This is a genomic window from Arthrobacter sp. S39, from assembly GCF_004320525.1.
Taxonomy (GTDB): domain Bacteria; phylum Actinomycetota; class Actinomycetes; order Actinomycetales; family Micrococcaceae; genus Arthrobacter.
In genome coordinates, this window is sequence record NZ_SIHX01000005.1 from 112,903 (window position 1) to 133,371 (window position 20,469).

Below are 20,469 nucleotides of genomic sequence, written 5' to 3' on the forward strand. Positions count from 1 at the left end.
GTGGCATGAGCCGCGCATGGTTGCGGTGGATGCCGGCGGTTGCAGTACCAGCCGTGATCGCCGCCGGGGTGCTGGCGGGATCCATTCCGGCGCGCGCCGGCAACCCGTTGCCCGAAAAGACTCCGGCGCAGGTTCTCGTCATGCTCGGCGGGCACACCATTAGCACCCTCTCGGGAACCGTGGAGCAAACCTCCGAGCTTGGCTTGCCGGAACTTCCCTCAACCGCCCCGTCCTCCGGTCCTGCGTCGGCCGGCGGAGCGGCCTCGATCGCCGAACTCCTGACCGGCCAGCACACCGCCCGGGTATTTATTGATGGTCCGTCGAAAGCCCGGGTCCAAGTGGTGGACCGCCTCGCTGAACGCGACGTCATCCGCCGGGACACCGAGCTCTGGTTCTACAGCTCCAGGGACAATTCGGCCGCGCACCTGACCCTTCCGTCGTTCGCCCGTGACCTGCCGCTGGCTGAACCGCCGAAAGCCCCCATGCCCCCGGACCAGGCGCCAGCGCCGATGCCAGGGCTCCCAAAGCCGGAACTCCGCGCGCCTGACCTGCCATTACCACCGGTCCCGGCACCTGACATGCCGATACCAGTTCCAGTACCGATGCCGGAATATTCCGTTCCGACGCCGGAGGACATCGCCACCAGGCTGCTGGCCGCCGTGGACAGCTCAACCCAGGTCACCGTGGGCCCCGACGTAGAAGTCGCGGGCAGGGCGGCCTACAACCTACTGCTGGAGCCCCGGACCCAGGGGACCCTGGTGGGACGGGTGGCCATCGCGGTCGACGGCGAAACGGGACTGCCGCTCCGCGTCACCGTGACGGCGCGTGACCAGGCGGAGCCCGCCTTCCAGATCGGATTCACCAGCCTCTCCCTTGCAAAGCCCGACGATTCGCTGTTCACGTTCGCCCCGCCGCCCGGTGCCACCGTCAAGGAACTCCAGCTTCCCGGTGCCCGGCCCTGGCCGGTCACGTCGGGCTTCCCGGGATCCCCCGGCATGGTCGTCACTCCGGACGCAGCCGCCGCGGAGATCTACTCGCGGACCGGACCGTCCCACATGATGCCCGCAATGGCCCGGCCCAGCGTGACGGGAACCGGCTGGGAAACCGTGCTCGGGTTCCCCGCGGCACCGGCCGGACAGGGATCCGCGCTGAGTGAATCCCTGCTGAAGGATCCGTTCCTGGCCCAGGCCGCCGTCGTCGTTCCCGGTGGACGCCTGCTGTCCACCACACTGGTCAACGTGCTGATCACCGACGACGGACGGATCTTCGTCGGCATGGTCCCGGCGGAGCGGCTGCAGGCCGCAGCGGGCGCCGTGGCCAAGTGACCGCCGCTGTGGGCAGAAACGCATCAGGGACAGGGACTACCGGGCTGACCATCGAAACGCAGGGCCTGACCAAGCGGTTCGGCCATCAGGTCGCCGTCGACGGCGTTAACCTGGCCGTACCGCACGGCTCCGTGTTCGGATTCCTGGGGCCGAACGGGTCCGGAAAGACCACCACCATCCGCATGATGCTGGGCCTGGCCGCGGCGTCGTCGGGCACCGTCAGCGTCCTCGGGCTGGACATGCCGAACCGGCTGCATGAGGTCCTTCCCCGGGTGGGTGCACTCGTGGAGGGGCCGGCTTTTTACCCTTTTCTGTCCGGTGCCGCCAACCTGCACCGGCTGGACGCCGCGAGCCGCAATGCGCGCCCGGCCACGCGCCGGACCCGGGTGGGTGAGGCGCTGGAGCGGGTGGGGCTTTCGCATGCTGCCGGCAAGCGCGTCCATGCCTATTCGCTGGGCATGAAGCAGCGGCTGGGGATAGCGAATGCGCTGCTGTCCCCCCGCGAGCTCCTGGTTCTGGACGAGCCCACCAACGGGCTGGATCCGCAGGGAACCCGGGAAGTGCGGAACCTGGTCCGCTCGCTGGCCGCCGACGGCGCCACGGTGTTCGTCTCCAGCCACCTCCTGGCCGAGGTGGAGCAGATATGTACGCACGCGGCCATCATGAGCACCGGCCGGCTCGTCGCCCAGGGCCCGCTCGCGGAACTCCGGCAGGCCGGCGAGGCCCGGATCCGCCTGTTAACGCCCGACGCCGGCACGGCCTTTGGCGTTTTGGCGCGGCTGGGCATGACTCCCGTGGCCGGCAGCCCTGAAACCGACGGTGCGGTGGTCACCGCCACGTTGGGGACCGGTGCGGGCCCGGATGCTTTGGCAGGGAATGGTTCCGTTGCGCCGGAGGAGATCGTTGCCCGGCTGGTGGAAGGCGGCGTTCGGGTCCGCGGCTTTTCGGTTGAACGCGAAAGCCTCGAGGACCGCTTCGTGGCGCTCACGGGGGAGGGGTTCGACGTTGCCCAGTAGCGTGCCGGGCGAACTGCCCAACAGGTTTCCGCAGAGCGGGTCCGGTGCCCGGTCCCGAGGCGTCTCCACGAGTGTCCCGGCGCGGGACCGCGCGGCGTCCAGTATCCCGCTCCTGGGTTCCGAACTCAGCGTCCTGTTCAGGCGCCGGCGGACCTGGGCCATGCTCCTGGCGCTGGCCGCCATCCCGGTGCTGATCGCCGTCGCGGTCCGGCTCTCGTCCAGCGTCCCGTCGGGCCGCGGACCGGCCTTCCTGGACCGGATCTCCCAGAACGGTCTCTTCGTGGCGGTCACCGCGATGCTGGTGTCCGTCCCGCTGTTCCTTCCCCTGACCATCGGGGTTGTTGCCGGCGACACGATCGCGGGGGAGGCCAGCCTGGGCACTTTGCGCTATCTGCTGGTGGCACCCGCCGGACGTGTCCGGCTGCTGCTGGTCAAGTACGCCGGTGCGTTGGTTTTTTGTGTTGCCGCGCCGGTTACGGTTGCCCTGGCGGGGGCGGCCATCGGTGCGTCGCTGTTTCCCATCGGGCCGGTCACACTGCTGTCCGGGGACGTGGTCCAGCCGCCGGAGGCTGCCGTGCGGCTGGTGCTGATCGCGGCGTACCTGGCTGTGTCGCTGGCCGGGCTCTCGGCGATCGGGCTTTTCCTGTCCACCCTGACGGTTGTCCCGGTGGGTGCCATGGCCGCAACGGTGGTGCTGTCCGTGGTCTCCCAGGTCCTGGACCAGCTGCCGCAGCTGGAATGGCTGCATCCGTGGCTGTTCAGCCATTATTGGCTTGGATTCGGGGATCTCCTCCGCCAGCCGGTGTTGTGGGATTCTTTCGGCAGCAATGCGCTGCTGCAGGCGGGCTACGTGGCCGTGTTCGGGGCGCTCGCCTACGGCAGGTTCGTCACCAAGGACGTCCTGTCCTGACGCTTTGCTCCGGGTGGCGTCAGTACCGGGCGGCGTATGGATGGAGCTGCATGCCGGCCATGCTGCTCAGTGACGTGACGCCGATGCCTTCCTCCGGGTTGAGCGCCTGTACCACCTGGCCATTCCCGAGGTAGATGGCCACGTGGTAGAAGTTCGGCGCCGAGCCCCACACGAGCAGGTCGCCCCGCCGGGCCTGCGAGATGGGGACATGGACCGGTGCCGACGCGTACTGCTGCGAGGCGGTGCGCGGGAGATATTTGCCCGCGGCGGCGAAGGAAGTCTGGACAAGCCCCGAGCAGTCAAAGCCATTCGGGCCGGTGCCGCCCCACTGGTAGTAGTACGGTGCCCCGACTTTGGTCATCGCCACCGAGATGGCCGTCTCGTTGGAGCCGCCCGGCGAAGGAGCGGGTGCTGGTGCGGGGGCCGGAGCTGGAGCGGGTGCTGGAGCCGGCACCGGCGCGGGTGCTGGAGCTGGAGCGGGTGCTGGAGCCGGCACCGGCGCGGGTGCTGGAGCTGGAGCGGGTGCCGCCGGTGCAACAGGTGCGTTGCTTCCGGCAGCTTGGTCCGCCACAGCCTGGTCGAACGCCGCCCGGTCCGTAGCGGCGGTCAGGGCAGCAAGCCGGGCCTCCTCGCGCTGCCGGTCCAAGGCGTCAACGCGCGCCGTTTCGAGGGCGACCGTGGTGTTCCGCAGCTGTGCGAGCTGGTCCACCAGGACTGTCCGCTGCGCCGCTGCCTCAGCCACTGCCTTGGCCTGTGCGGCATTGGCCTGTTCGGCCTCGGTCTTGCGGGCTTCGGCGTTCCTGGCTGCATCGTCTGCTGCCCGGTTGGCGTCCTGGGCCGCTTCCGTCAGGGACGTTGCCGCCGTTGCCGCGTTCGCAGCGGATTCGAAGGCGCGGCTCCGGCTTGCCGAGATGGCTTCGAGCGTGGCCGCTTGTCCCAGCACGTCCCCGCCGCCCGTGACGAACGTGGTCAGGGCAGGGTTCATGCCGCCGTTGCGGTAGAGGTCCCCGGCCAGCTGCCCCACCTGCTTGCGCGCCCTGTCCTGCTCCAGCCCGGCAGACTCTGCCCGTGCGGTGGCGACTTTCGCGGCCGCCTGCCGTGCCTGAAGCTCAACGAGCGCCTCGCTGTACGTGTTGTTGGCCTGCATCGCCAGGGCGAACGTGGCCTCCTGGGCGCGCGCTGCGTCCGCAAGGAGCCGTTCGATGGCGGTGACCTGGTCCGCCGTCGCGCTTTCACTAGCCTTGGCGGCGGCAATGTCTTCGGGGGACGGGATCTCCGGCGCAGCCGGAATGCTGACTGCAGGCGCGGCAGGCGCTGGTGCCAATGGCGCCGGCGCCGCCTGGGCATGCAGCGGGAAGCTGCCAAGAAGCACGACGGCGAGTCCCAGTTGGGCGGGCCAACGGCGGGGTCCGGTTAAAGCCATTCGCAGAACCTCGCAGCATCTTTGGGCTGGGGAGCGAGGTCTGATTGGTCGGCACTGAGTGCCCCTCTGCCGATCACCCAGCATTCAGAGGCTACGGGACCACATGCACTTTGACAACACTGGTCACAGTAATAACATAAACAACAAGAGGGCCGATGGGGTGCATTTCCGCCGGGCGTGTCGGGTCCTTCGTGAGCTACGCGTGCTGCTGCGACTCGTGCTCTGAGTGGCTGGCCGGTTCAAGCTGGAACGTGCAATGGTCCGTATCGAAGTGGGACCCGAGGCAGGCCGTCAGCTTGTCCAGGAGCTGGTCCGCGCCACGGGCGTTGAGGACCCCGTCCTCCACCACCACATGCGCGGAAAACACGGGTACTCCCGAGGTGATGGTCCAGATGTGGATGTCGTGGACGTCGGACACACCGTCAACCGAAAGGATGTGCTCGCGGATCATCTGCACTTCCACGCCCTTCGGGGTTGCCTCGAGCAGGACATCCACCACGTCCCGCAGCAGGCTCCACGCCCTCGGCAGGATCATCAGGGCGATCACCACTGAGGCGATGGTGTCCGCGGCCTGGTAGCCGGTGAGCAGGATAACCACGGCGGCGGCGATGACGGCGATGGACCCGAGCAGGTCTCCGAGCACCTCGAGGTAGGCCCCGCGGACGTTCAGGCTTTCTTCATGCGCTCCCCGCAGGATCAGCAGGGACACCAGGTTGGCCACCAGGCCCAGGATGGCAGCAAAGAGCATGATGCCGGTCTGGACCTCGGGGGTGGAGCCGATGCGCCGGATGGCTTCCGAGAAGATGACCACCGAAATCACAATCAGGATCAGCGCGTTTGCCAGCGCCGCCAGGACTTCGGCGCGCTGGTAGCCGTAGGTCCGCTGGTCGCTGGCGGGCCGTCCAGCGATCCAGGCTGCCAGCAGGGCGATGGTCACGCCTGCCGCATCAGAGAGCATGTGGCCGGCGTCGGCGAGCAATGCCAGCGATCCGGACAGTGCCGCGCCCACCACCTGGACCACCACAACAGCCATCGTGATTGCCAGGACAGCGAGCAGCCTCTTGCGGTGCCGGCCGGTGGCCGTCATCCCGTGCGCGTGGTGGTGGTCGTGTCCCATGCCTACAAGGCTAGTCCCAGGGGAAGCCGAAACCAGGGAGCGCTAATCCCAGCCGAGCTCATGCAAGCGCTCGTCGTCGATGCCGAAGTGGTGGGCAATCTCATGGATGACGGTCACCGCCACCTCCTCGACGACGTCCTCGCGGGTCTCACAGATGTCGAGGATGGGTTGGCGGAAGATGGTGATCCTGTCCGGCAGGGATCCCGCGTCCCACCACGAGTCCCGCTCCGTAAGGGGGACACCTTCGTAGAGCCCCAGCAGGACCGTGTCCGGATCGTCGCCGGGCCCGGGAATGTAGTCGTCGTCGATGAATACCGCCACGTTGTCCATGGCCCGGGCGATCTTGGCCGGGATCCGGTTCAGGGCGTCGCTGACGGCGGATTCGAACTCGTCGTCGGACATCGAGAACGGTGGGGTCTCCTGCGGACCGTCCGGGATGATGGGAAGTCCAGGCGGAAGGTGTGCGGGCATACCCCGACTCTAGCGGGAAACCCCGTCAGGCGGCGTTGCGCAGGGGGCGGGACCGGCGCCTTGTGAGGCCCACTCCCACCAGGCAGACCGCGCCTCCCACCAGCCCCCAGACGGTGGGGATCTCGCTCAGCAGCAGCCACGAGATCAGGATGGTGGTGCCTGGTACCAGGTAGGTGGTGGCGGCCAGCTTGCCGGCGTCAATCAGCGACAGTGCGTACGCCCAGGTGGTGAAGGCGATGGCGGTGGGGAAGATGCCCAGGTACACCAGGCCCAGTGTTGCCGGCAGCGGCGCCGACTGCAGCTCGGACACCAGTTGGCCGCTGAAGGGAAGGCAGCACAAGGCCCCCACCATGATGCCGAACCAGGTGGCCTGGCCTGCAGGGAACTTCCGGAGTACCGGCTTCTGGATGATGACGCTGACGGCGGCGAGCACAGCGGCAAGGAGGCAGAGCAGCACGCCCGCCACATCCGCCGTCGAACGTTCCCCGGAACCTGAGCCGGAGCCCAGCGCGATCATCGCCACCCCGCCGAACGCCACGAGGCTGCCGATGATCAGCCACCGCGGGAAACCCTCCTTCAGGAAGAATCCGGCCATGATGGCAACCAGGATGGGGCTGACGTTGATCAGCAGGGCGGCGGTCCCGGCATCCAGCAGGTGTTCCGCGGCGTTCAGCGCCACGTTGTAACCACCGAACCACATCACGCCGTACCCCAGGATGGGCCACCATTCCCTTCCCCGCGGAAGCACTTTGCTTTTGGCCAGTTGCGGCACCACCAGTGCGCCGAGTACGACGGCGGCAACGGCCAGCCTGCCGAGCGTCAGGGAGCCGGGGGAAAAGGTGGGTCCGATCGCCCGGATGCCCACAAACGCCGACGCCCAGAGCACCACGGTCACCACCACGGCCGCGACGCCGAGCGCCTTCACTGGGCTGGGCAGTGCGGGCGGTGCCGTCGATGTAGCGGAGTTCGTGGGGGAGGTGGTTGCCATGCTGCCAATCTAGCCCTGCGCGGGCGCTGGCGGCTGGCGGAAATCGGCCACGTCTAGTCGAGTTCCTGCCAATAGTGCGCGCGTGGACACTGAGAGGAGTGCACAGCCTCGGTTAGGATGCGTGCCATGGTCTCAGCCACAATTTCATCGCCGGACACAGCCAAACGAATTCGCCTGGTCATCTGGATCCTGCTGGCCGTCATCGTGGTGGGCGGAGCGGCCTGGTACGCGGTGCTCACGTCCAACAAGCCCTCGCAGGTCCCGCCGGTGGCAGGCAGTGAACAGCTTGTCCGGACTGACAGCCACAGGCTCACTGCACCGGCTGTGGAAAAGGCGCAGCTCGTGGAGTTCCTCGACTTCGAATGCGAGGCGTGCCGCTCCGTCCACCCATTCGTCGAAGAGCTCAAACAGGAGTTTGGCGACAGGATCACCTTCGTCAACCGCTACTTCCCGCTGTCGTCGCACCCGAACTCCGGACAGGCAGCCCTCGCTGTCGAAGCCGCGGCACAGCAGGGAAAGTTCGAAGCGATGCAGGCCAGGCTGTTTGAAACCCAGGACCAGTGGCACGGCAAAACCGAATCACAGGCGCCCCTGTTTCGGACCTACGCCGGGGAACTCGGGCTGGACCTCGCCGCGTTCGATGCCGCCGTCGCGGCCGACAAAACCAAGGAACGCATCCGGGCCGACATCACGGACGGAACCACCTTGGGCGTGACCGGCACGCCGACGTTTTTCCTCAACGGTGAAAAGCTCACCCTGACCACCAAGCATGACTTCCGGCAGAAACTCGCCGACGCCGTGAAGTAGCCCCCGCTCAGGCCGTTCCGGACCACTCCAGCAGCTTGTCCAGCGGCCACGTGGTGATGATGCGTTCGGCGGGCACGCTGTTGCTGGCCGCCCGTGCTGCGCCGTACTGCAGGAAGTCCAGCTGTCCGGGAGCGTGTGCGTCGCTGTTGATGGAGAACAGGCACCCGGCGTCGAGGGCGAGCTGGATCAGGTCGTCCGGCGGGTCCTGCCGCTCGGGGCGCGAGTTGATCTCTACGGCCACATTGTTCTCGGCGCAGGCGGCAAACACCTTTTTGGCGTCGAATTCCGACTGCGGGCGGGTACCGCGCGAGCCTTCCACCAGGCGTCCCGTGCAGTGGCCCAGCACGTTGGTGTGCGGATCCCGGATGCCCGCCAGCATACGCCGCGTCATGGTGCTCCGGTCCGACCGCAGTTTTGAATGGACGCTTGCCACCACAATATCCAGGCGGTCCAGCATCTCCGGCGTCTGGTCCAGTTCGCCGCTCTCCAGGATGTCCACCTCGATTCCGGCCAGGAGCGTGAAGCCGTTTCCGCCGGTTTCGTCGTTGATCCCGGCCACGACGTCGAGCTGTTCAGCCAGGCGCTCAGCGGTGAGCCCATTGGCGATCTTCAGGTTGGGGGAGTGGTCGGTCAGCGCCAGGTACTCACGTCCCAGCAGCCTCGCGGCCTCAGCCATCAAGGTGATGGGGGAGCCGCCGTCGGACCAGTCGCTGTGGCTGTGGAGATCGCCGCGGAGTGAGGCGAGGAGTTCGCTGCCGCCCTCCGCCAGTGACCCGGTGCTGCGCTGGCGCAGGTCTTCCAGATAGTCCGGGACCGCGCCGTCGACCGCCTGGCGGATCACCTGGTAAGTGCGGTCCCCGATCCCTTTCATGCGTTTGAGCCGGCCGTCCTCCGCCCGGGCCTTCAGCTCGGCGGGCTCCAAACCGGCGATGATGTCCGCCGCTTTCCGGAAGGCCTGGACCTTGAACGTGGCGGCGCGTTCCCGCTCCAGCCAGAAAGCAATTTCGTTGAGCGCGGCGACGGCATCCATGGGTCCATCTTCGCCGCTTCCGGGCACTTTGGTCAGGTGCCTGTGGGCCGATTTTGGATTATCCCGGGGTAGGCCCTATAGTTTTAGAGTCCAGTTCGGAGGAACTGCGAAGGACAAAGACTGACAGCCCCGGCTCGAAGCCTTTTCTTTTTGCTCCGAACGGGTTCTGGCCCCCATCGTCTAGCGGCCTAGGACACCGCCCTTTCACGGCGGCGGCACGGGTTCGAATCCCGTTGGGGGTACGCAAGGAACTGGTCAAGCAGGCTGAAAACGTCTGGTAAGCTGGAAGCCTTGAAAAAACGCGGTAGCGATACTGCGGAAGCAAGAAAAGCAAGGCCCTGTAGCGCAGTTGGTTAGCGCGCCGCCCTGTCACGGCGGAGGTCGCGGGTTCAAGTCCCGTCAGGGTCGCTCTGATTGCCGGAAGAAATTCCGGTGGTCAAGGTGACATGTCACCTAGGCTCTGTAGCTCAGTTGGTAGAGCGTTCGACTGAAAATCGAAAGGTCACCGGATCGACGCCGGTCGGAGCCACCACTGGGAAGCATCAGTTCTTCGGAACTGGTGCTTTTCTTCTTTAAAGGGACCTTGTGACCTAACCCTGTTCGCTAAACATTGCCTTGAAGGTTCGGATGTGCGAACAAGCTTCTGACGGCCGCCCGGCCCCCGAAACGAAAATCCCCCAAAGCATTGACAGTATCCGTGTAACGCGCGTAACCTCGATCACATACCGCATGTAACGCGCGTAACTAAACGAAATCCGGCCGGTCACCAGACGGGCCCCACGCAGAAGTCCCGGAGCATTCAATGGCGAACAGCACCCCACCCGCACCTGCCGCGAGGACACGCGCAGCTGGTACGACGACGGCGGCCCCCTCGCCCCGTGGAGTCACCATGGCGGATGTGGCCAAGCACGCAGGAGTGTCCCGCACCGCTGTGTCCTTCGTCCTCAGCAACCGGGAGCACCCCAACGTCTCGCAAGACACCAAGCACCGCATCCTCGAAGCTGTCCAGACGCTCGGCTACCGTCCCAACGCCGGCGCCCGGGCCTTGGCGTCCCAGCGAAGCGACTGGTACGGCATCGTCACGGAGATTGTCACGGCACCGTTCGCCGTCGACATCATCAAGGGCGCGCAGGACCAGGCGTGGTTGGACCGCAAGTTCCTGCTCATCGCGCCCTCCGACCAGGCCGATGCCGTCGGACCCAATCAGGGCATGGAGGATGCAGCCTTTGAAAAGCTGCTGGAGCAGAGAGTGGAAGGACTTCTGTACGCGGCCACCTTCCACCGGCCCGTGCACGTTCCGAAAAGCGCCAATGAGGTGCCCACTGTCCTGATCAACTGCTTCGACGCGGACGGGAAGCTGCCCTCGATCGTCCCGGACGAACGCGCAGGTGGGCGCGTCGCCGTCGAGCGTTTGCTCCAGGCAGGCCACTCCAGAATCGGTGTCATCAACCTGGATCCGAACATCCCCGCCGCCGTCGGACGACTGGAGGGGTGCCGTGAAGCACTCGCCGAAGCAGGGCTGGAACTGGACCCCGACCTTGTCGTCTCGGGATACGCGACGGCGGACGGCGGCTACGAGGCGGCCTGCCAAATTCTTGATAGATATCCCGCTGGGGAAGGCAGGCCAAGTGCCCTGTTCTGCCTCAACGACCGGATGGCCATGGGCGCCTATGACGCCATCAAGGAGCGCGGGCTCGCCATCCCCCAAGACATCGCCGTGATCGGCTTCGACAACCAGGAACTCATTGCGGCCTATCTCAGGCCGAAACTGACGACGGTTGCGTTGCCCTTCGAGGAGATGGGTGCGCTGGGTGTCCAGACACTCGCAAGCCTTACAGCAGGACAGCCGATCACTGCACATCAGCAAATGGTCGACTGTCCGCTGCTAGAACGCTATTCAGTCTGACGGCAAATCAACTACTGAACAGCAACCCCAACCACACCTTCACCTTCAGCGATGAAGAGAGGAAAGAGATACCCATCATGACACAACAGCGATTCTTCAGGGCTGCCCGCATCACGGCGGCCGGCCTGGCCGTGGGAGCCCTCCTGCTCACCGGCTGCTCAGCCAACCAAGGCAGTACAGGCGCCACTGGCGGCTCGTCAGAGAGCGCATTCCTGACCATTCCCCGTGAGGACATGGGCACGTTCGTCCAGAACTTCAACCCCTTCGCACCCACGGTGAATCCCATGGTGCAGCAGTCCATCTACGAATCCCTTCTGATCTTCAACCCGGCCAAGGGCGACACGACGCCGTGGCTCGCCACAGAGTGGAAGTCCGCCGAGGATGGCAAGTCCATCACCTTCACCCTGCGCGACGGCGTGAAGTGGTCCGACGGACAGCCGCTGGTGGCCGACGATGTCGCCTACACTTTCGAACTCCAGAAAAAGATCAAGGGCGGTTACGACTACCTCGAGACGGTAACCGCCGATGGCGCCAACAAGGTTACCTTCAGCTTCAACAAGCCCTGGTCGCCGGCCCTCTACGACCTCGGCCAGCTCACCATCCTGCCCAAGCACATCTGGTCCGCGCTTGCCGATCCGGCGAAGGACGCCAACGCCAAGCCGGTGGGCACCGGCCCGTACACGGAGGTGGACAGCTTCCAGGCCCAGTCATTCGTGCTGAAGAAGAACCCCAACTACTGGCAGCCGGAAAAGCAGAAGATCGCCGGCATCAAGATGCTTGCTTTCGCCGGGAATGACGGCGCCAACCTTGCCGCCGCGAACGGTGACGTGGACTGGGCCCCGCAGTACATGCCCAACATCGAGAAGACCTTCATCTCCAAGGACAAGGAACACCGCCAGTACTGGTTCCCTGCCACGGGCGCGATGATCAACTGGCAGCTCAACACCACCAAGGCCCCCTTCAACGACGTTGACGTCCGCAAGGCACTCAGCATGGCCGTGGACCGCGACCAGGTGACCAAGATCGGCATGAGCGGCTACGCCAAGCCGGCCGATTGCACCGGCCTGTCCGGCAACTACGAGAAGTGGAAGAACCTTGAGGTCAAGGACAGCTGTACCTGGACCAAACTGGACGTGGAGGCTGCCAGTCAGCTGCTGGACAAGGCCGGCTACCCCAAGGGCGCGGACGGGAAGCGCACCTTCAAGGACGGCAAGCCGTTCGAGTTCAAGATCTCCGTAGGAGCTTCCTCGTCCGACTGGCTGTCGGTGGCCAACGTCATTTCGCAGAACCTGGCCGAGATCGGCGTGAGCGCCAAGGTTGATTCCCCGGACTGGGCAGCAGTTGTAGCAGGGTATGAAACAGGCGACTTCGACTCCGGCATCGTCTGGAGCGCCAACGACCCCAGCCCGTACAAGTACTTCAACGCCTCCATGGGCACCGCAACGGTCAAACCGGTGGGAAACAAAACCTTCGATAACTACCACCGCTTCGGGGACGCCACGGCGGACGCGCTGCTTGCAGAGTTCGCGGCAGAGTCCGACGAGTCGAAGCAACAGGACATTGCCAACAAGCTCCAGGAACAGTACAACGACGTCGCACCGCTGGTGCCGCTCTTTTCCGGCCCGGTCTGGGGCGCCTTCAACGACACCCGGTTCACCGGTTGGCCCACGGAGGACAACCCCTACGCGACGCTCTCGGAACGCTCACCCACCACGGTCCTGGTCCTGACATCGCTGGAACCGCGCAAGTAGTCCCCAGCTTCAAGAGGCCCGCGCTGCCGCAAATCAACGCTGCAGCGCGGGCCCGCCACCCAAAAAATTTCCGCAATTCCCGAATGGAGGGAAACCGTGCGCTTTATCCTGCGCCGCCTGGGTTTCTACCTGATTGCCTTCTGGGTGTCCATCACCCTGAATTTCCTGCTCCCGCGCTTTATGCCCGGCGATCCCGTCTCCCGGATGTTCGCCCGGACCCAGGACCGGATGCAGCCCGAACAGATCGAGCAGCTGCGAAAACTGCTCGGAGTGGACGACCGGCCGCTGTGGGAGCAGTACATCGGCTACCTCCACAACATGCTGACCGGCCAGATGGGCGTCTCCATCTCTCGTTTTCCCGCACCTGTCACCGAAGTGATCGGATCGCAAGTGGGCTGGACGCTCCTGCTGGGCGGAACCGCCCTGGTGATTGCCGCCGTCGTGGGGAACCTGCTGGGAATCCTGGCTGCTTGGCGCCGCGGGGGAGCCGTTGACTCGGCGCTCCCGCCGCTGCTGATCTTCATCGGCTCCTTCCCGTACTTCTGGCTCGCGATGGGTGCCCTGTACCTTTTCGGCGTCACCCTGGGATGGTTCCCGATCCGGCATGCGTTCAGTGACACCATCACCCCTGGCTTCAGCTGGGAATTCATCTCCGACGTCGGCATGCACCTGGTGCTTCCCGCCCTCACCATCGTGCTGGTCTCCATCGGCGGCTGGATGCTGGGCATGCGCAACACCATGATCGCCACCAACGCCGAGGACTACATCACCATGGCCGAGGCAAAGGGCCTGCGCCCGGGCCGGATCATGTTCCGCTACGCCGCCCGCAACGCCATGCTGCCCTCCGTCACCGCCTTCGGCATGAGCCTGGGATTTGTAGTGGGAGGCGCCCTCCTGACCGAAGTCGTGTTCGCCTACCCCGGCGTGGGCTACCAGCTGCTGGCCGCCGTCCAGGGCCTGGACTACCCGCTCATGCAGGGCCTGTTCCTGACCATCACGGCCGCCGTGCTGCTGGCCAACTTCCTGGTGGACATCCTCTACGTCCGCCTCGACCCGCGCGTGCGCAGCAACTAGGACTGATCATGACCACTTCCATCGCAAACACCGCTTCCAGCCTGCCCGGCAAAACGCCCGACGGCGGCGCAGGGCTTCCGCCCGCGGTTTCCGTCCGGCAATCCAACCGGAGCCTCCTGCACGGGCTGCTGACCAACAAAAAGGCCATGACGGGCGCCGCCATCCTGTTCGTTTTCATCGCCCTGGCCCTCCTCGCGCCGGTGCTGTTCCCGGACAACCCGTCCAAAATCACCGGCATGGCGTCACAGGAGCCCGACGCGGAATACTGGCTCGGCACCACGGCCAAGGGCCAGGACGTCCTGGCCCTGACCATCCACGGTTCCCGCAGCTCCCTGTTTGTGGGCCTGACCGTGGGGTTCGCCTCTACGTTCATCGGCATCCTGGTGGGCCTCGCCTCTGCCTATTTCGGCAAGTTCATCGACGAGGCACTTTCCCTGACGACCAACGTCTTCCTGCTGCTGCCGGGGCTGCCGCTCCTGGTCATCCTGGCCGCATTCCTCCCGCCTGGCCTGGGCACCGTCATCCTGGTCCTGGTGGTCACCGGCTGGGCCGGCTCCGCCCGGGTGCTGCGCTCACAGGCGCTGTCCATCCGCTCCAAGGACTTCGTCGCAGCTGCCGTGGTCACCGGCGAACGGCCGCTGCGGATCATGTTCGGCGAAATCCTTCCGAACATGGCCTCCATCGTGATGGGCACGCTCCTGGCCTGCATCATCTACGGCATCGGTGCGCAGGCCGGGCTTGAATTCCTGGGCCTCGGCGATGTCAGCACGGTCTCCTGGGGCAACAACCTCTACTGGGCCGGCAATGAAGGAGCCCTGCTCACCGGCAGCTGGTGGGTCTTTGTCCCGTCTGGCCTGTGCATCGCGCTGGTGGCGTTCTCGCTGGCGCTGATCAACTACGCCGTGGACGAGGTCACCAACCCCCGCCTCAGGAAAATCAAGAAACCCAAGCCTGTCCCCACCGGAAAGCGAGCAGCGGCATGACCGTCTCCCAGACCTCCCTCGGCTCGCACGAGCCCGTCCTGGAGATCAAGGACCTCACCGTGAAGTACCGTGGCGACACCCGCTCCACCACCGCCGTCGACCGCGTCTCCTTCAGCATCGGTGCCGGCGAGATCTTCGGCCTGGCCGGCGAATCCGGCTGCGGCAAATCCACCATCGCGAACGCGGTTATGCGGCTGCTGCGCGACCCGGCTGAGATCTCCGGCGGCAGCATCCGTTTCGGCGGCAGGGACGTCCTGGCACTGGACAAGGAGGAGCTCCGCCGGTTCCGCTGGCAGGACGTGGCCATGGTTTTCCAGTCGGCCATGAACTCGCTCAACCCGGTGATGACCATCGGCGACCAGATCGTGGATATCTTCACCACGCATGCCGGCTACTCCCGCAAGGAGTCCCTCCGGAGGGCCGCCGAACTGCTGGAGCTGGTCCGGATCGACCCCGCCCGGCTGAAGTCCTACCCGCACCAGCTGTCCGGGGGCATGCGCCAGCGCGCGGTCATCGCCATGGCTGTAGCGCTGAAGCCGTCCCTGCTGATCCTCGACGAGCCCACCACTGCCCTGGATGTGGTGGTGCAACAGGAAATCATGGCCCAGATCAAGGACCTGCAGCACCAGCTGGGGTTCTCCGTCCTCTTCATCACGCATGACATGTCCCTCATGGTGGAACTCTCGCACCGGATGGCGGTGATGTACGGCGGCAGGATCGTGGAAACAGCCAAGTCACGGGACATCCATACCGCCCCGCGCCACCCGTACACGCAGGCACTGATGGGAGCGTTCCCACCCCTCACGGGACCTCGCGTGCCGCTCACCGGCCTGGCCGACGGCGTGAAGTTCAGCAACATCGCCGACCTCCGGGAAGCGGCCCCCGGGCATTTCGTGGCACCGGTTTCCCAGGTTCAGACTGCCCAGAACCAGCCCGCCCTGGAAGGAGCTCGCTCATGAGCAAGCACAGCGAAACACCGGCTCTTGGAGCCCCAGCTCTTGAGGTACGGGGCCTGGTCAAGGATTTCCACAGCGGCGGCCTGTTCTCCCGCGCGGCCGTGCGAGCCCTTGGCGGGGTGGACCTGAGCATCGGCAGGGGTGAAATCGTGGCCCTCGTCGGCGAGTCGGGCTCCGGGAAGAGCACCCTTGCCCGCTGCATTGCGCGGCTGGAACGGCCCACCGCCGGCCAGATCCTGCTGGACGGCACCGACGTCCTGAAACGGGACCGGTTCCAGGCATCCAGGCAATACCGGGCACAGGTGCAAATGGTGTTCCAGGACCCCTTCGGCTCCCTGAACCCGGTCCACCGGATCGAACACTTCCTGACTCGTTCCCTCACCCTGCACGGAAAAGCCGGGACCCCGGACCAGCTGCGGACCAGGCTGGACGAACTGATGACCACTGTGGGACTCACCCCTGACATGCTCAATTCCTACCCGCATGAGCTGTCCGGCGGCCAGCGCCAGCGCGTGGCCATCGCCCGGGCCCTGGCCGTGGAACCCGAGGTGATCCTGGCCGATGAGCCCACCTCCATGCTGGATGTTTCGGTCCGGATCGGCATCCTCAACCTGCTGCGCGGGCTCCGGGACGACAAGGGCATCTCCATGCTCTACATCACCCACGACCTTGCCTCGGCGCGCTACCTCGCGGACCGCATCGCCGTGATGTTTGCCGGCGAACTCGTGGAGGAGGGCGAATCGCTTGAACTCCTTGCGAATCCGGCGCACCCCTACACCCGGCTGCTCGTATCGGCCGTTCCGGACCCTGCCCGCACCGGATCCTACGATCCGGCCGAGCGGGCCGAGCTGCGGGCGGCGGTGATGGAACCGACGTCGTGCGCTTACGACGGCGACCCGCAACAGCGGTGCTCCTCCGCCGAACCCGTGCGGCACCAGGTGGGCGATCCTGCACACCGGCATTGGGTCCGCTGCCATCTGTACCGGCCGCCGGCCGCTGCATCCAGCCACGCGTTGGCCACCGACCCCCTGGAAGAAGTGGTTTCCGCATGACCGGCCTGACCCACCCGCTGGCCACCGTGCCGCAAGACGAACTCGTGATCCGCGCCGAAGCGGACCCGCACCGCCCGCGCTTCCACTTCGTCTCTCCCGCGGGCTGGCTCAACGATCCCAACGGCGTCAGCCAGTGGAACGGCACCTACCACCTCTTCTACCAGTACAACCCGGAGGGAGCGTTCCACCACCGCATCCTGTGGGGCCATGCCACCAGCACGGACCTGGTCAACTGGACGGACCGGCCTGTCGCGCTGGAACCCTCCGAAGGGCCGGACTCTCCGGACGCCGACGGCTGCTGGTCCGGGGTGCTGGTGAACGACGGCGGCACGCCCACCCTGGTGTATTCGGGTCGGCACGGCGAACGCGAATTGCCCTGCGTGGCCGTGGGCTCGCCGGACCTGCTCACCTGGACCAAGGCGCCGGAAAACCCCGTGATCGCCGCCCCGCCGGCCGGGGTGGACGTCACCGCCTACCGGGACCACTGCGTGTGGCGCGAGGGCTCAAGCTGGCGCCAGCTGGTGGGCTCGGGCATCCGGGGCCGCGGTGGCACGGCGTTCCTCTACGAGTCGGCTGACCTCCGGACCTGGGACTACATCGGGCCCCTGTTCATCGGCGACGCGGCCTCCGTTGATCCCGCAGCAGCGGATTGGGAAGGCACCATGTGGGAGTGCGTGGACCTGTTCCGCGCCGGCCCCGGGTCGCTGGGGGATGGCGGTGGCCCGTCCGACGACGTGCTCGTATTTTCCGCCTGGGACGACGGCGACACCCGGCACCCGCTGTACTGGACCGGGCGGTATTCCGGAGATTCCTTCGAGCCCGCCGCGCTGCACCGCCTCGATTACGGGGGCAGGCACTTCTACGCGCCGCAGTCGTTCATTGACGACGCCGGCCGCCGCGTGATGTTCGGGTGGCTGCAGGAGGGCCGGACGGATGAGGCCATGGTGGAGGCCGGCTGGTCCGGCGTCATGAGCTTGCCGCGCGTAGCCACCTTGGACGACCAGGGGGAGCTGGCCTTCACCCCCGTGCCGGAGGTCGAGACGCTGCGCCGGGACCACGTCAGGCTTGACCCGCAAGGTGTGGCCGGCAGCGAGGTCCTGGCAGAGGTTGCCGGCAACCAATTGGACCTGGAGCTGGACGTGGAGCTGGAGCCAGGAAGCGTCTTCCGGCTTGGGATCCTGGGCTCGTCTGCCGATTCCGGCGCTGCCCTGGAAGGAACCGCTCCGGGCTCCGCCGAGGAGACCGTCATTGAAGTCTCCCGCGGCACCGGCAGCGACTCATGGCTGCGCCTGGACCGATCCCGCAGCAGCCTTGACTCGTCGGTGGACGCGGAGGAGAGATCAGGCCCTGTGATCCTGGCCGCTGGTCGGCTTCACCTCCGGGTCCTCGTGGACCGCTCGGCGGTGGAGATCTTCGCCAACGGCAAGGCCCTGACCGCCCGGGTCTATCCCACCCTCGGAGGGACCTCGGTGCGCTTTGCCGCCGCCGGCTCAGTCCGGCTCCTGCAGCTGGACGCCTGGCGGATGGAAGGAATCTTCAGCGGTCCGCGCCCGCTGTTTCCCTGACCTACGTGCATCGATTGCTCCGTACGGGCCTTTTTGGGGGACTCCATAACGGCCCGTACGGAGTGGTTGATGTACCTGTGAGCGGGTCCAATTGGAACCTGGAGTGAATTCGGGGTGGACTCAGGGTGACGTTTCCCACGATTGGATTTTCGGATGAAACATTTGACTCGGCCAAACCGTTATGGCACGCGCGCGCCTTGGGCAATGTAAGCGCTTGCATTAAATGTCTGACAGGCTGGATTTTGGCTGCGAAACACGGTTTGAAATGCAGTCCGGGTACTGCCTAGCGTGGACAGCGGGCCAGGAAATAACGATCTTCCTGTGGCACCTACGGGGCCTCACCCAAGCCCCGTTCCCCTCGATACAACGGCGTCCTCGATGACGCCTGAGGTGTTGTCGGGCTCGCCGGAGCATTCGAGGCCATAGGGCATACGCCCGTCTTCCACGAATAGTTTCACCTCCGCGAGAAGAGCAAAAATGCACAAGCACCCCCAAACCCCCCGGATGCTGCGGTGGCGCCCTGCCGCCGCAGCGCTGGCGGCAGCCGTGGCGGCCTCGGCCTTCCTGGCCATCCCGTCAGCACAGGCCAACGAGCCGGCGGATCCGCCGGCGGCCGAGCAGATGCCGGCGCCGACCCCGGGCTTCCCCCTGCCGACCAAGCACACGCAGCAGGCCCACGACCCGGCGTCGGACTTCACTTCCAAGTGGACCCGCGCGGACGCCAAGCAGATCATGGCGCAGAGCGATTCCACCGTTGCTCCCGGCGAGAACTCCATGAGCCCGGATGTCACCATGCCGGAGATCCCCGAGGATTTCCCCGCCATGAATGACGACGTCTGGGTCTGGGACACCTGGTCCCTCACGGACGAGAACGCCAACCAGATCAGCTACAAGGGCTACGACGTCATCTTCTCCCTGGTGGCCGACCGGCACGCGGGCTACGGCTTCGACCAGCGCCACTGGAACGCCCGGATCGGCTACTTCTTCCGCAAGACCAACGCCGACCCGGCGAAGGACAAGTGGAACTACGGCGGACACCTGTTCCTGGACAACACCTCGATCGGCAACACCGAGTGGTCCGGTTCCACCCGCCTGATGCAGGGCAACCAGGTCAACGTGTTCTACACGGCCACTACGTTCTACGACGTGGCCGAGCGGAACGCGGGTGGCGGCGGCATCGCCCCCGACGCGGCTATCGCCAAGGCCCTGGGCAAGATCCATGCAGACGAGAACGGCGTCACGTTCGATGGCTTCGAGCACACCAAGCTGCTTGAGCCGGACGGCAAGATGTACCAGAACAAGGCGCAGAACCCCGGCTTCGCGTTCCGCGACCCGTACACGTTCGCGGACCCTGCACACCCCGGCAAGACTTTCATGGTCTTCGAAGGAAACACCGGCGGCACCCGTGGCGAATACCGCTGCGAGCAGGAGGACCTCGGCTACGAGCCGGGAGACCCCAACGCCGAGAACCTGAACGAAGTCAACAGCACCGGCGCCTACTACCAGACCGCCAACGTGGGCCTGGCCGTGGCGGACAACAAGGACCTGACCAAATGGTCCTTCCTGCCGCCGATCCTCTCCGCCAACTGCGTCAATGACCAGACTGAGCGCCCGCAGATCTTCATCCAGAATGAAAATGGCAAGAACAAGTACTACCTGTTCACCATCAGCCACCAGTTCACCTACGCGGCAGGCATGCGCGGCCCCGACGGCGTCTACGGCTTCGTCGGCGACGGCGTCCGTTCCGACTACCAGCCGATGAACAACAGCGGATTGGCCCTGGGTTCCCCGACGGACCTGAACATGCCGGCCAACGCTCCGGAGGGCCCCAACCCGCTCCAGAACGGCCGCCAGTTCCAGGCGTACTCGCACTACGTGCAGCCCGGTGGCCTGGTGCAGTCCTTCATCGACAACGTCAACGGCGTCCGCGGCGGATCCCTCTCGCCCACGGTGAAGATCAATTTCCAGAACGGTATTTCCCAGGTGGACCGCAGCTTCGGCACGGACGGCCTCGGCCCGTTCGGCTACCTGCCCACCAACGTCCGCGTCGGCGGCGAGGGCCACTACAAGTGACCATCACCTAACGGAAGCTGAT

17 protein-coding genes and 3 tRNA genes are annotated in these 20,469 nt (G+C 65.9%); 15 read left to right on the forward strand and 5 right to left on the reverse strand.

All coding sequences use genetic code 11. The features are described from left to right. Positions 1-5: 5 nt before the first annotated feature. The 3 genes from EYS21_RS11735 (at position 6) to EYS21_RS11745 (ending at position 3,251) form a co-directional block, all read left to right on the forward strand. Positions 6-1,325 (forward strand): hypothetical protein, encoded by a 1,320-nt coding sequence (locus EYS21_RS11735; protein ID WP_131133390.1) that lies wholly within the window; start codon positions 6-8, stop codon positions 1,323-1,325. A gap of 8 nt (positions 1,326-1,333) precedes the next feature. After that, a complete protein-coding gene (locus tag EYS21_RS11740; RefSeq protein ID WP_242633397.1) occupies positions 1,334-2,341 on the forward strand; it encodes an ATP-binding cassette domain-containing protein in 1,008 nt (335 codons plus the stop codon). 103 nt (positions 2,342-2,444) lie between these two features. Continuing rightward, positions 2,445-3,251: an ABC transporter permease gene (locus EYS21_RS11745; RefSeq protein ID WP_131133624.1), complete on the forward strand. Its 807-nt coding sequence runs from the start codon at positions 2,445-2,447 to the stop codon at positions 3,249-3,251. Positions 3,252-3,270: 19 nt separating this feature from the next. Here the strand turns inward: EYS21_RS11745 and EYS21_RS11750 are convergent, their stop codons facing one another. The 4 genes from EYS21_RS11750 to EYS21_RS11765 all read right to left on the reverse strand — a co-directional run bounded on the left by EYS21_RS11750 (position 3,271) and on the right by EYS21_RS11765 (position 7,250). Next, a complete protein-coding gene (locus EYS21_RS11750; protein ID WP_131133391.1) occupies positions 3,271-4,674 on the reverse strand; it encodes a C40 family peptidase in 1,404 nt (467 codons plus the stop codon). Between the two features lie 196 nt (positions 4,675-4,870). Then, positions 4,871-5,791 (reverse strand): cation diffusion facilitator family transporter, encoded by a 921-nt coding sequence (locus EYS21_RS11755; RefSeq protein WP_131133392.1) that lies wholly within the window; start codon positions 5,789-5,791, stop codon positions 4,871-4,873. Positions 5,792-5,833: 42 nt separating this feature from the next. Next, positions 5,834-6,262 (reverse strand): metallopeptidase family protein, encoded by a 429-nt coding sequence (locus EYS21_RS11760; protein ID WP_131133393.1) that lies wholly within the window; start codon positions 6,260-6,262, stop codon positions 5,834-5,836. Between the two features lie 25 nt (positions 6,263-6,287). After that, complete coding sequence (locus tag EYS21_RS11765) at positions 6,288-7,250, reverse strand: DMT family transporter (RefSeq protein ID WP_131133394.1); 963 nt, start codon at positions 7,248-7,250, stop codon at positions 6,288-6,290. A gap of 126 nt (positions 7,251-7,376) precedes the next feature. Here EYS21_RS11765 and EYS21_RS11770 point away from each other — a divergent pair, with 126 nt between their 5' ends. Then, entirely contained in the window at positions 7,377-8,057 is a 681-nt protein-coding gene (locus EYS21_RS11770) for a thioredoxin domain-containing protein (RefSeq protein ID WP_131133395.1), read from the forward strand. Positions 8,058-8,064: 7 nt separating this feature from the next. Here EYS21_RS11770 and EYS21_RS11775 read toward each other — a convergent pair whose 3' ends face one another. Next, positions 8,065-9,087, reverse strand: coding sequence for a PHP domain-containing protein (locus EYS21_RS11775; RefSeq protein WP_131133396.1), 1,023 nt, complete (start codon positions 9,085-9,087; stop codon positions 8,065-8,067). 169 nt (positions 9,088-9,256) lie between these two features. On the opposite strand from EYS21_RS11775, the gene EYS21_RS11780 reads away from it, so the two are divergent. The 11 genes from EYS21_RS11780 (at position 9,257) to EYS21_RS11830 (ending at position 20,447) form a co-directional block, all read left to right on the forward strand. Beyond that, positions 9,257-9,329, forward strand: a tRNA-Glu gene (locus EYS21_RS11780). A gap of 92 nt (positions 9,330-9,421) precedes the next feature. Beyond that, positions 9,422-9,495 (forward strand) — tRNA-Asp (locus EYS21_RS11785). Positions 9,496-9,543: 48 nt separating this feature from the next. Continuing rightward, positions 9,544-9,619, forward strand: a tRNA-Phe gene (locus tag EYS21_RS11790). 270 nt (positions 9,620-9,889) lie between these two features. After that, complete coding sequence (locus tag EYS21_RS11795; RefSeq protein ID WP_131133397.1) at positions 9,890-10,993, forward strand: LacI family DNA-binding transcriptional regulator; 1,104 nt, start codon at positions 9,890-9,892, stop codon at positions 10,991-10,993. Positions 10,994-11,070: 77 nt separating this feature from the next. Further along, positions 11,071-12,744: an ABC transporter substrate-binding protein gene (locus tag EYS21_RS11800; RefSeq protein WP_131133398.1), complete on the forward strand. Its 1,674-nt coding sequence runs from the start codon at positions 11,071-11,073 to the stop codon at positions 12,742-12,744. 96 nt (positions 12,745-12,840) lie between these two features. Next, complete coding sequence (locus EYS21_RS11805) at positions 12,841-13,818, forward strand: ABC transporter permease (RefSeq protein ID WP_131133399.1); 978 nt, start codon at positions 12,841-12,843, stop codon at positions 13,816-13,818. Positions 13,819-13,826: 8 nt separating this feature from the next. Next, the gene (locus EYS21_RS11810) at positions 13,827-14,801 is read left to right on the forward strand and encodes an ABC transporter permease (protein ID WP_242633398.1); all 975 of its coding nucleotides are present in this window, start codon (positions 13,827-13,829) and stop codon (positions 14,799-14,801) included. Continuing rightward, positions 14,798-15,760: an ABC transporter ATP-binding protein gene (locus EYS21_RS11815; protein ID WP_131133400.1), complete on the forward strand. Its 963-nt coding sequence runs from the start codon at positions 14,798-14,800 to the stop codon at positions 15,758-15,760. Before EYS21_RS11810 ends, EYS21_RS11815 begins: the two co-directional genes overlap by 4 nt. Continuing rightward, a complete protein-coding gene (locus EYS21_RS11820) occupies positions 15,757-16,809 on the forward strand; it encodes an ABC transporter ATP-binding protein (protein WP_131133401.1) in 1,053 nt (350 codons plus the stop codon). Before EYS21_RS11815 ends, EYS21_RS11820 begins: the two co-directional genes overlap by 4 nt. Beyond that, on the forward strand, positions 16,806-18,374 hold the full coding sequence (locus EYS21_RS11825) for a glycoside hydrolase family 32 protein (protein ID WP_131133402.1): 1,569 nt from the start codon (positions 16,806-16,808) through the stop codon (positions 18,372-18,374). The genes EYS21_RS11820 and EYS21_RS11825 overlap by 4 nt, the downstream gene beginning before the upstream one ends. A gap of 477 nt (positions 18,375-18,851) precedes the next feature. After that, positions 18,852-20,447, forward strand: coding sequence for a glycoside hydrolase family 68 protein (locus EYS21_RS11830; RefSeq protein WP_131133403.1), 1,596 nt, complete (start codon positions 18,852-18,854; stop codon positions 20,445-20,447). Positions 20,448-20,469 lie beyond the last annotated feature (22 nt).

Excerpts from the sequence above, each read along its gene's own strand:
- EYS21_RS11825 (WP_131133402.1), top strand. The coding sequence starts at position 16,806 with ATGACCGGCCTGACCCACCCGCTGGCCACCGTGCCGCAAGACGAACTC.
- EYS21_RS11770 (WP_131133395.1), top strand. The coding sequence starts at position 7,377 with ATGGTCTCAGCCACAATTTCATCGCCGGACACAGCCAAACGAATTCGC.
- EYS21_RS11760 (WP_131133393.1), bottom strand. The coding sequence starts at position 6,262 with ATGCCCGCACACCTTCCGCCTGGACTTCCCATCATCCCGGACGGTCCG.
- EYS21_RS11830 (WP_131133403.1), top strand. The coding sequence starts at position 18,852 with ATGCACAAGCACCCCCAAACCCCCCGGATGCTGCGGTGGCGCCCTGCC.
- EYS21_RS11765 (WP_131133394.1), bottom strand. The coding sequence starts at position 7,250 with ATGGCAACCACCTCCCCCACGAACTCCGCTACATCGACGGCACCGCCC.
- EYS21_RS11800 (WP_131133398.1), top strand. The coding sequence starts at position 11,071 with ATGACACAACAGCGATTCTTCAGGGCTGCCCGCATCACGGCGGCCGGC.
- EYS21_RS11750 (WP_131133391.1), bottom strand. The coding sequence starts at position 4,674 with ATGGCTTTAACCGGACCCCGCCGTTGGCCCGCCCAACTGGGACTCGCC.
- EYS21_RS11820 (WP_131133401.1), top strand. The coding sequence starts at position 15,757 with ATGAGCAAGCACAGCGAAACACCGGCTCTTGGAGCCCCAGCTCTTGAG.
- EYS21_RS11810 (WP_242633398.1), top strand. The coding sequence starts at position 13,827 with ATGACCACTTCCATCGCAAACACCGCTTCCAGCCTGCCCGGCAAAACG.
- EYS21_RS11735 (WP_131133390.1), top strand. The coding sequence starts at position 6 with ATGAGCCGCGCATGGTTGCGGTGGATGCCGGCGGTTGCAGTACCAGCC.
- EYS21_RS11775 (WP_131133396.1), bottom strand. The coding sequence starts at position 9,087 with ATGGATGCCGTCGCCGCGCTCAACGAAATTGCTTTCTGGCTGGAGCGG.
- EYS21_RS11795 (WP_131133397.1), top strand. The coding sequence starts at position 9,890 with ATGGCGAACAGCACCCCACCCGCACCTGCCGCGAGGACACGCGCAGCT.
- EYS21_RS11815 (WP_131133400.1), top strand. The coding sequence starts at position 14,798 with ATGACCGTCTCCCAGACCTCCCTCGGCTCGCACGAGCCCGTCCTGGAG.
- EYS21_RS11755 (WP_131133392.1), bottom strand. The coding sequence starts at position 5,791 with ATGGGACACGACCACCACCACGCGCACGGGATGACGGCCACCGGCCGG.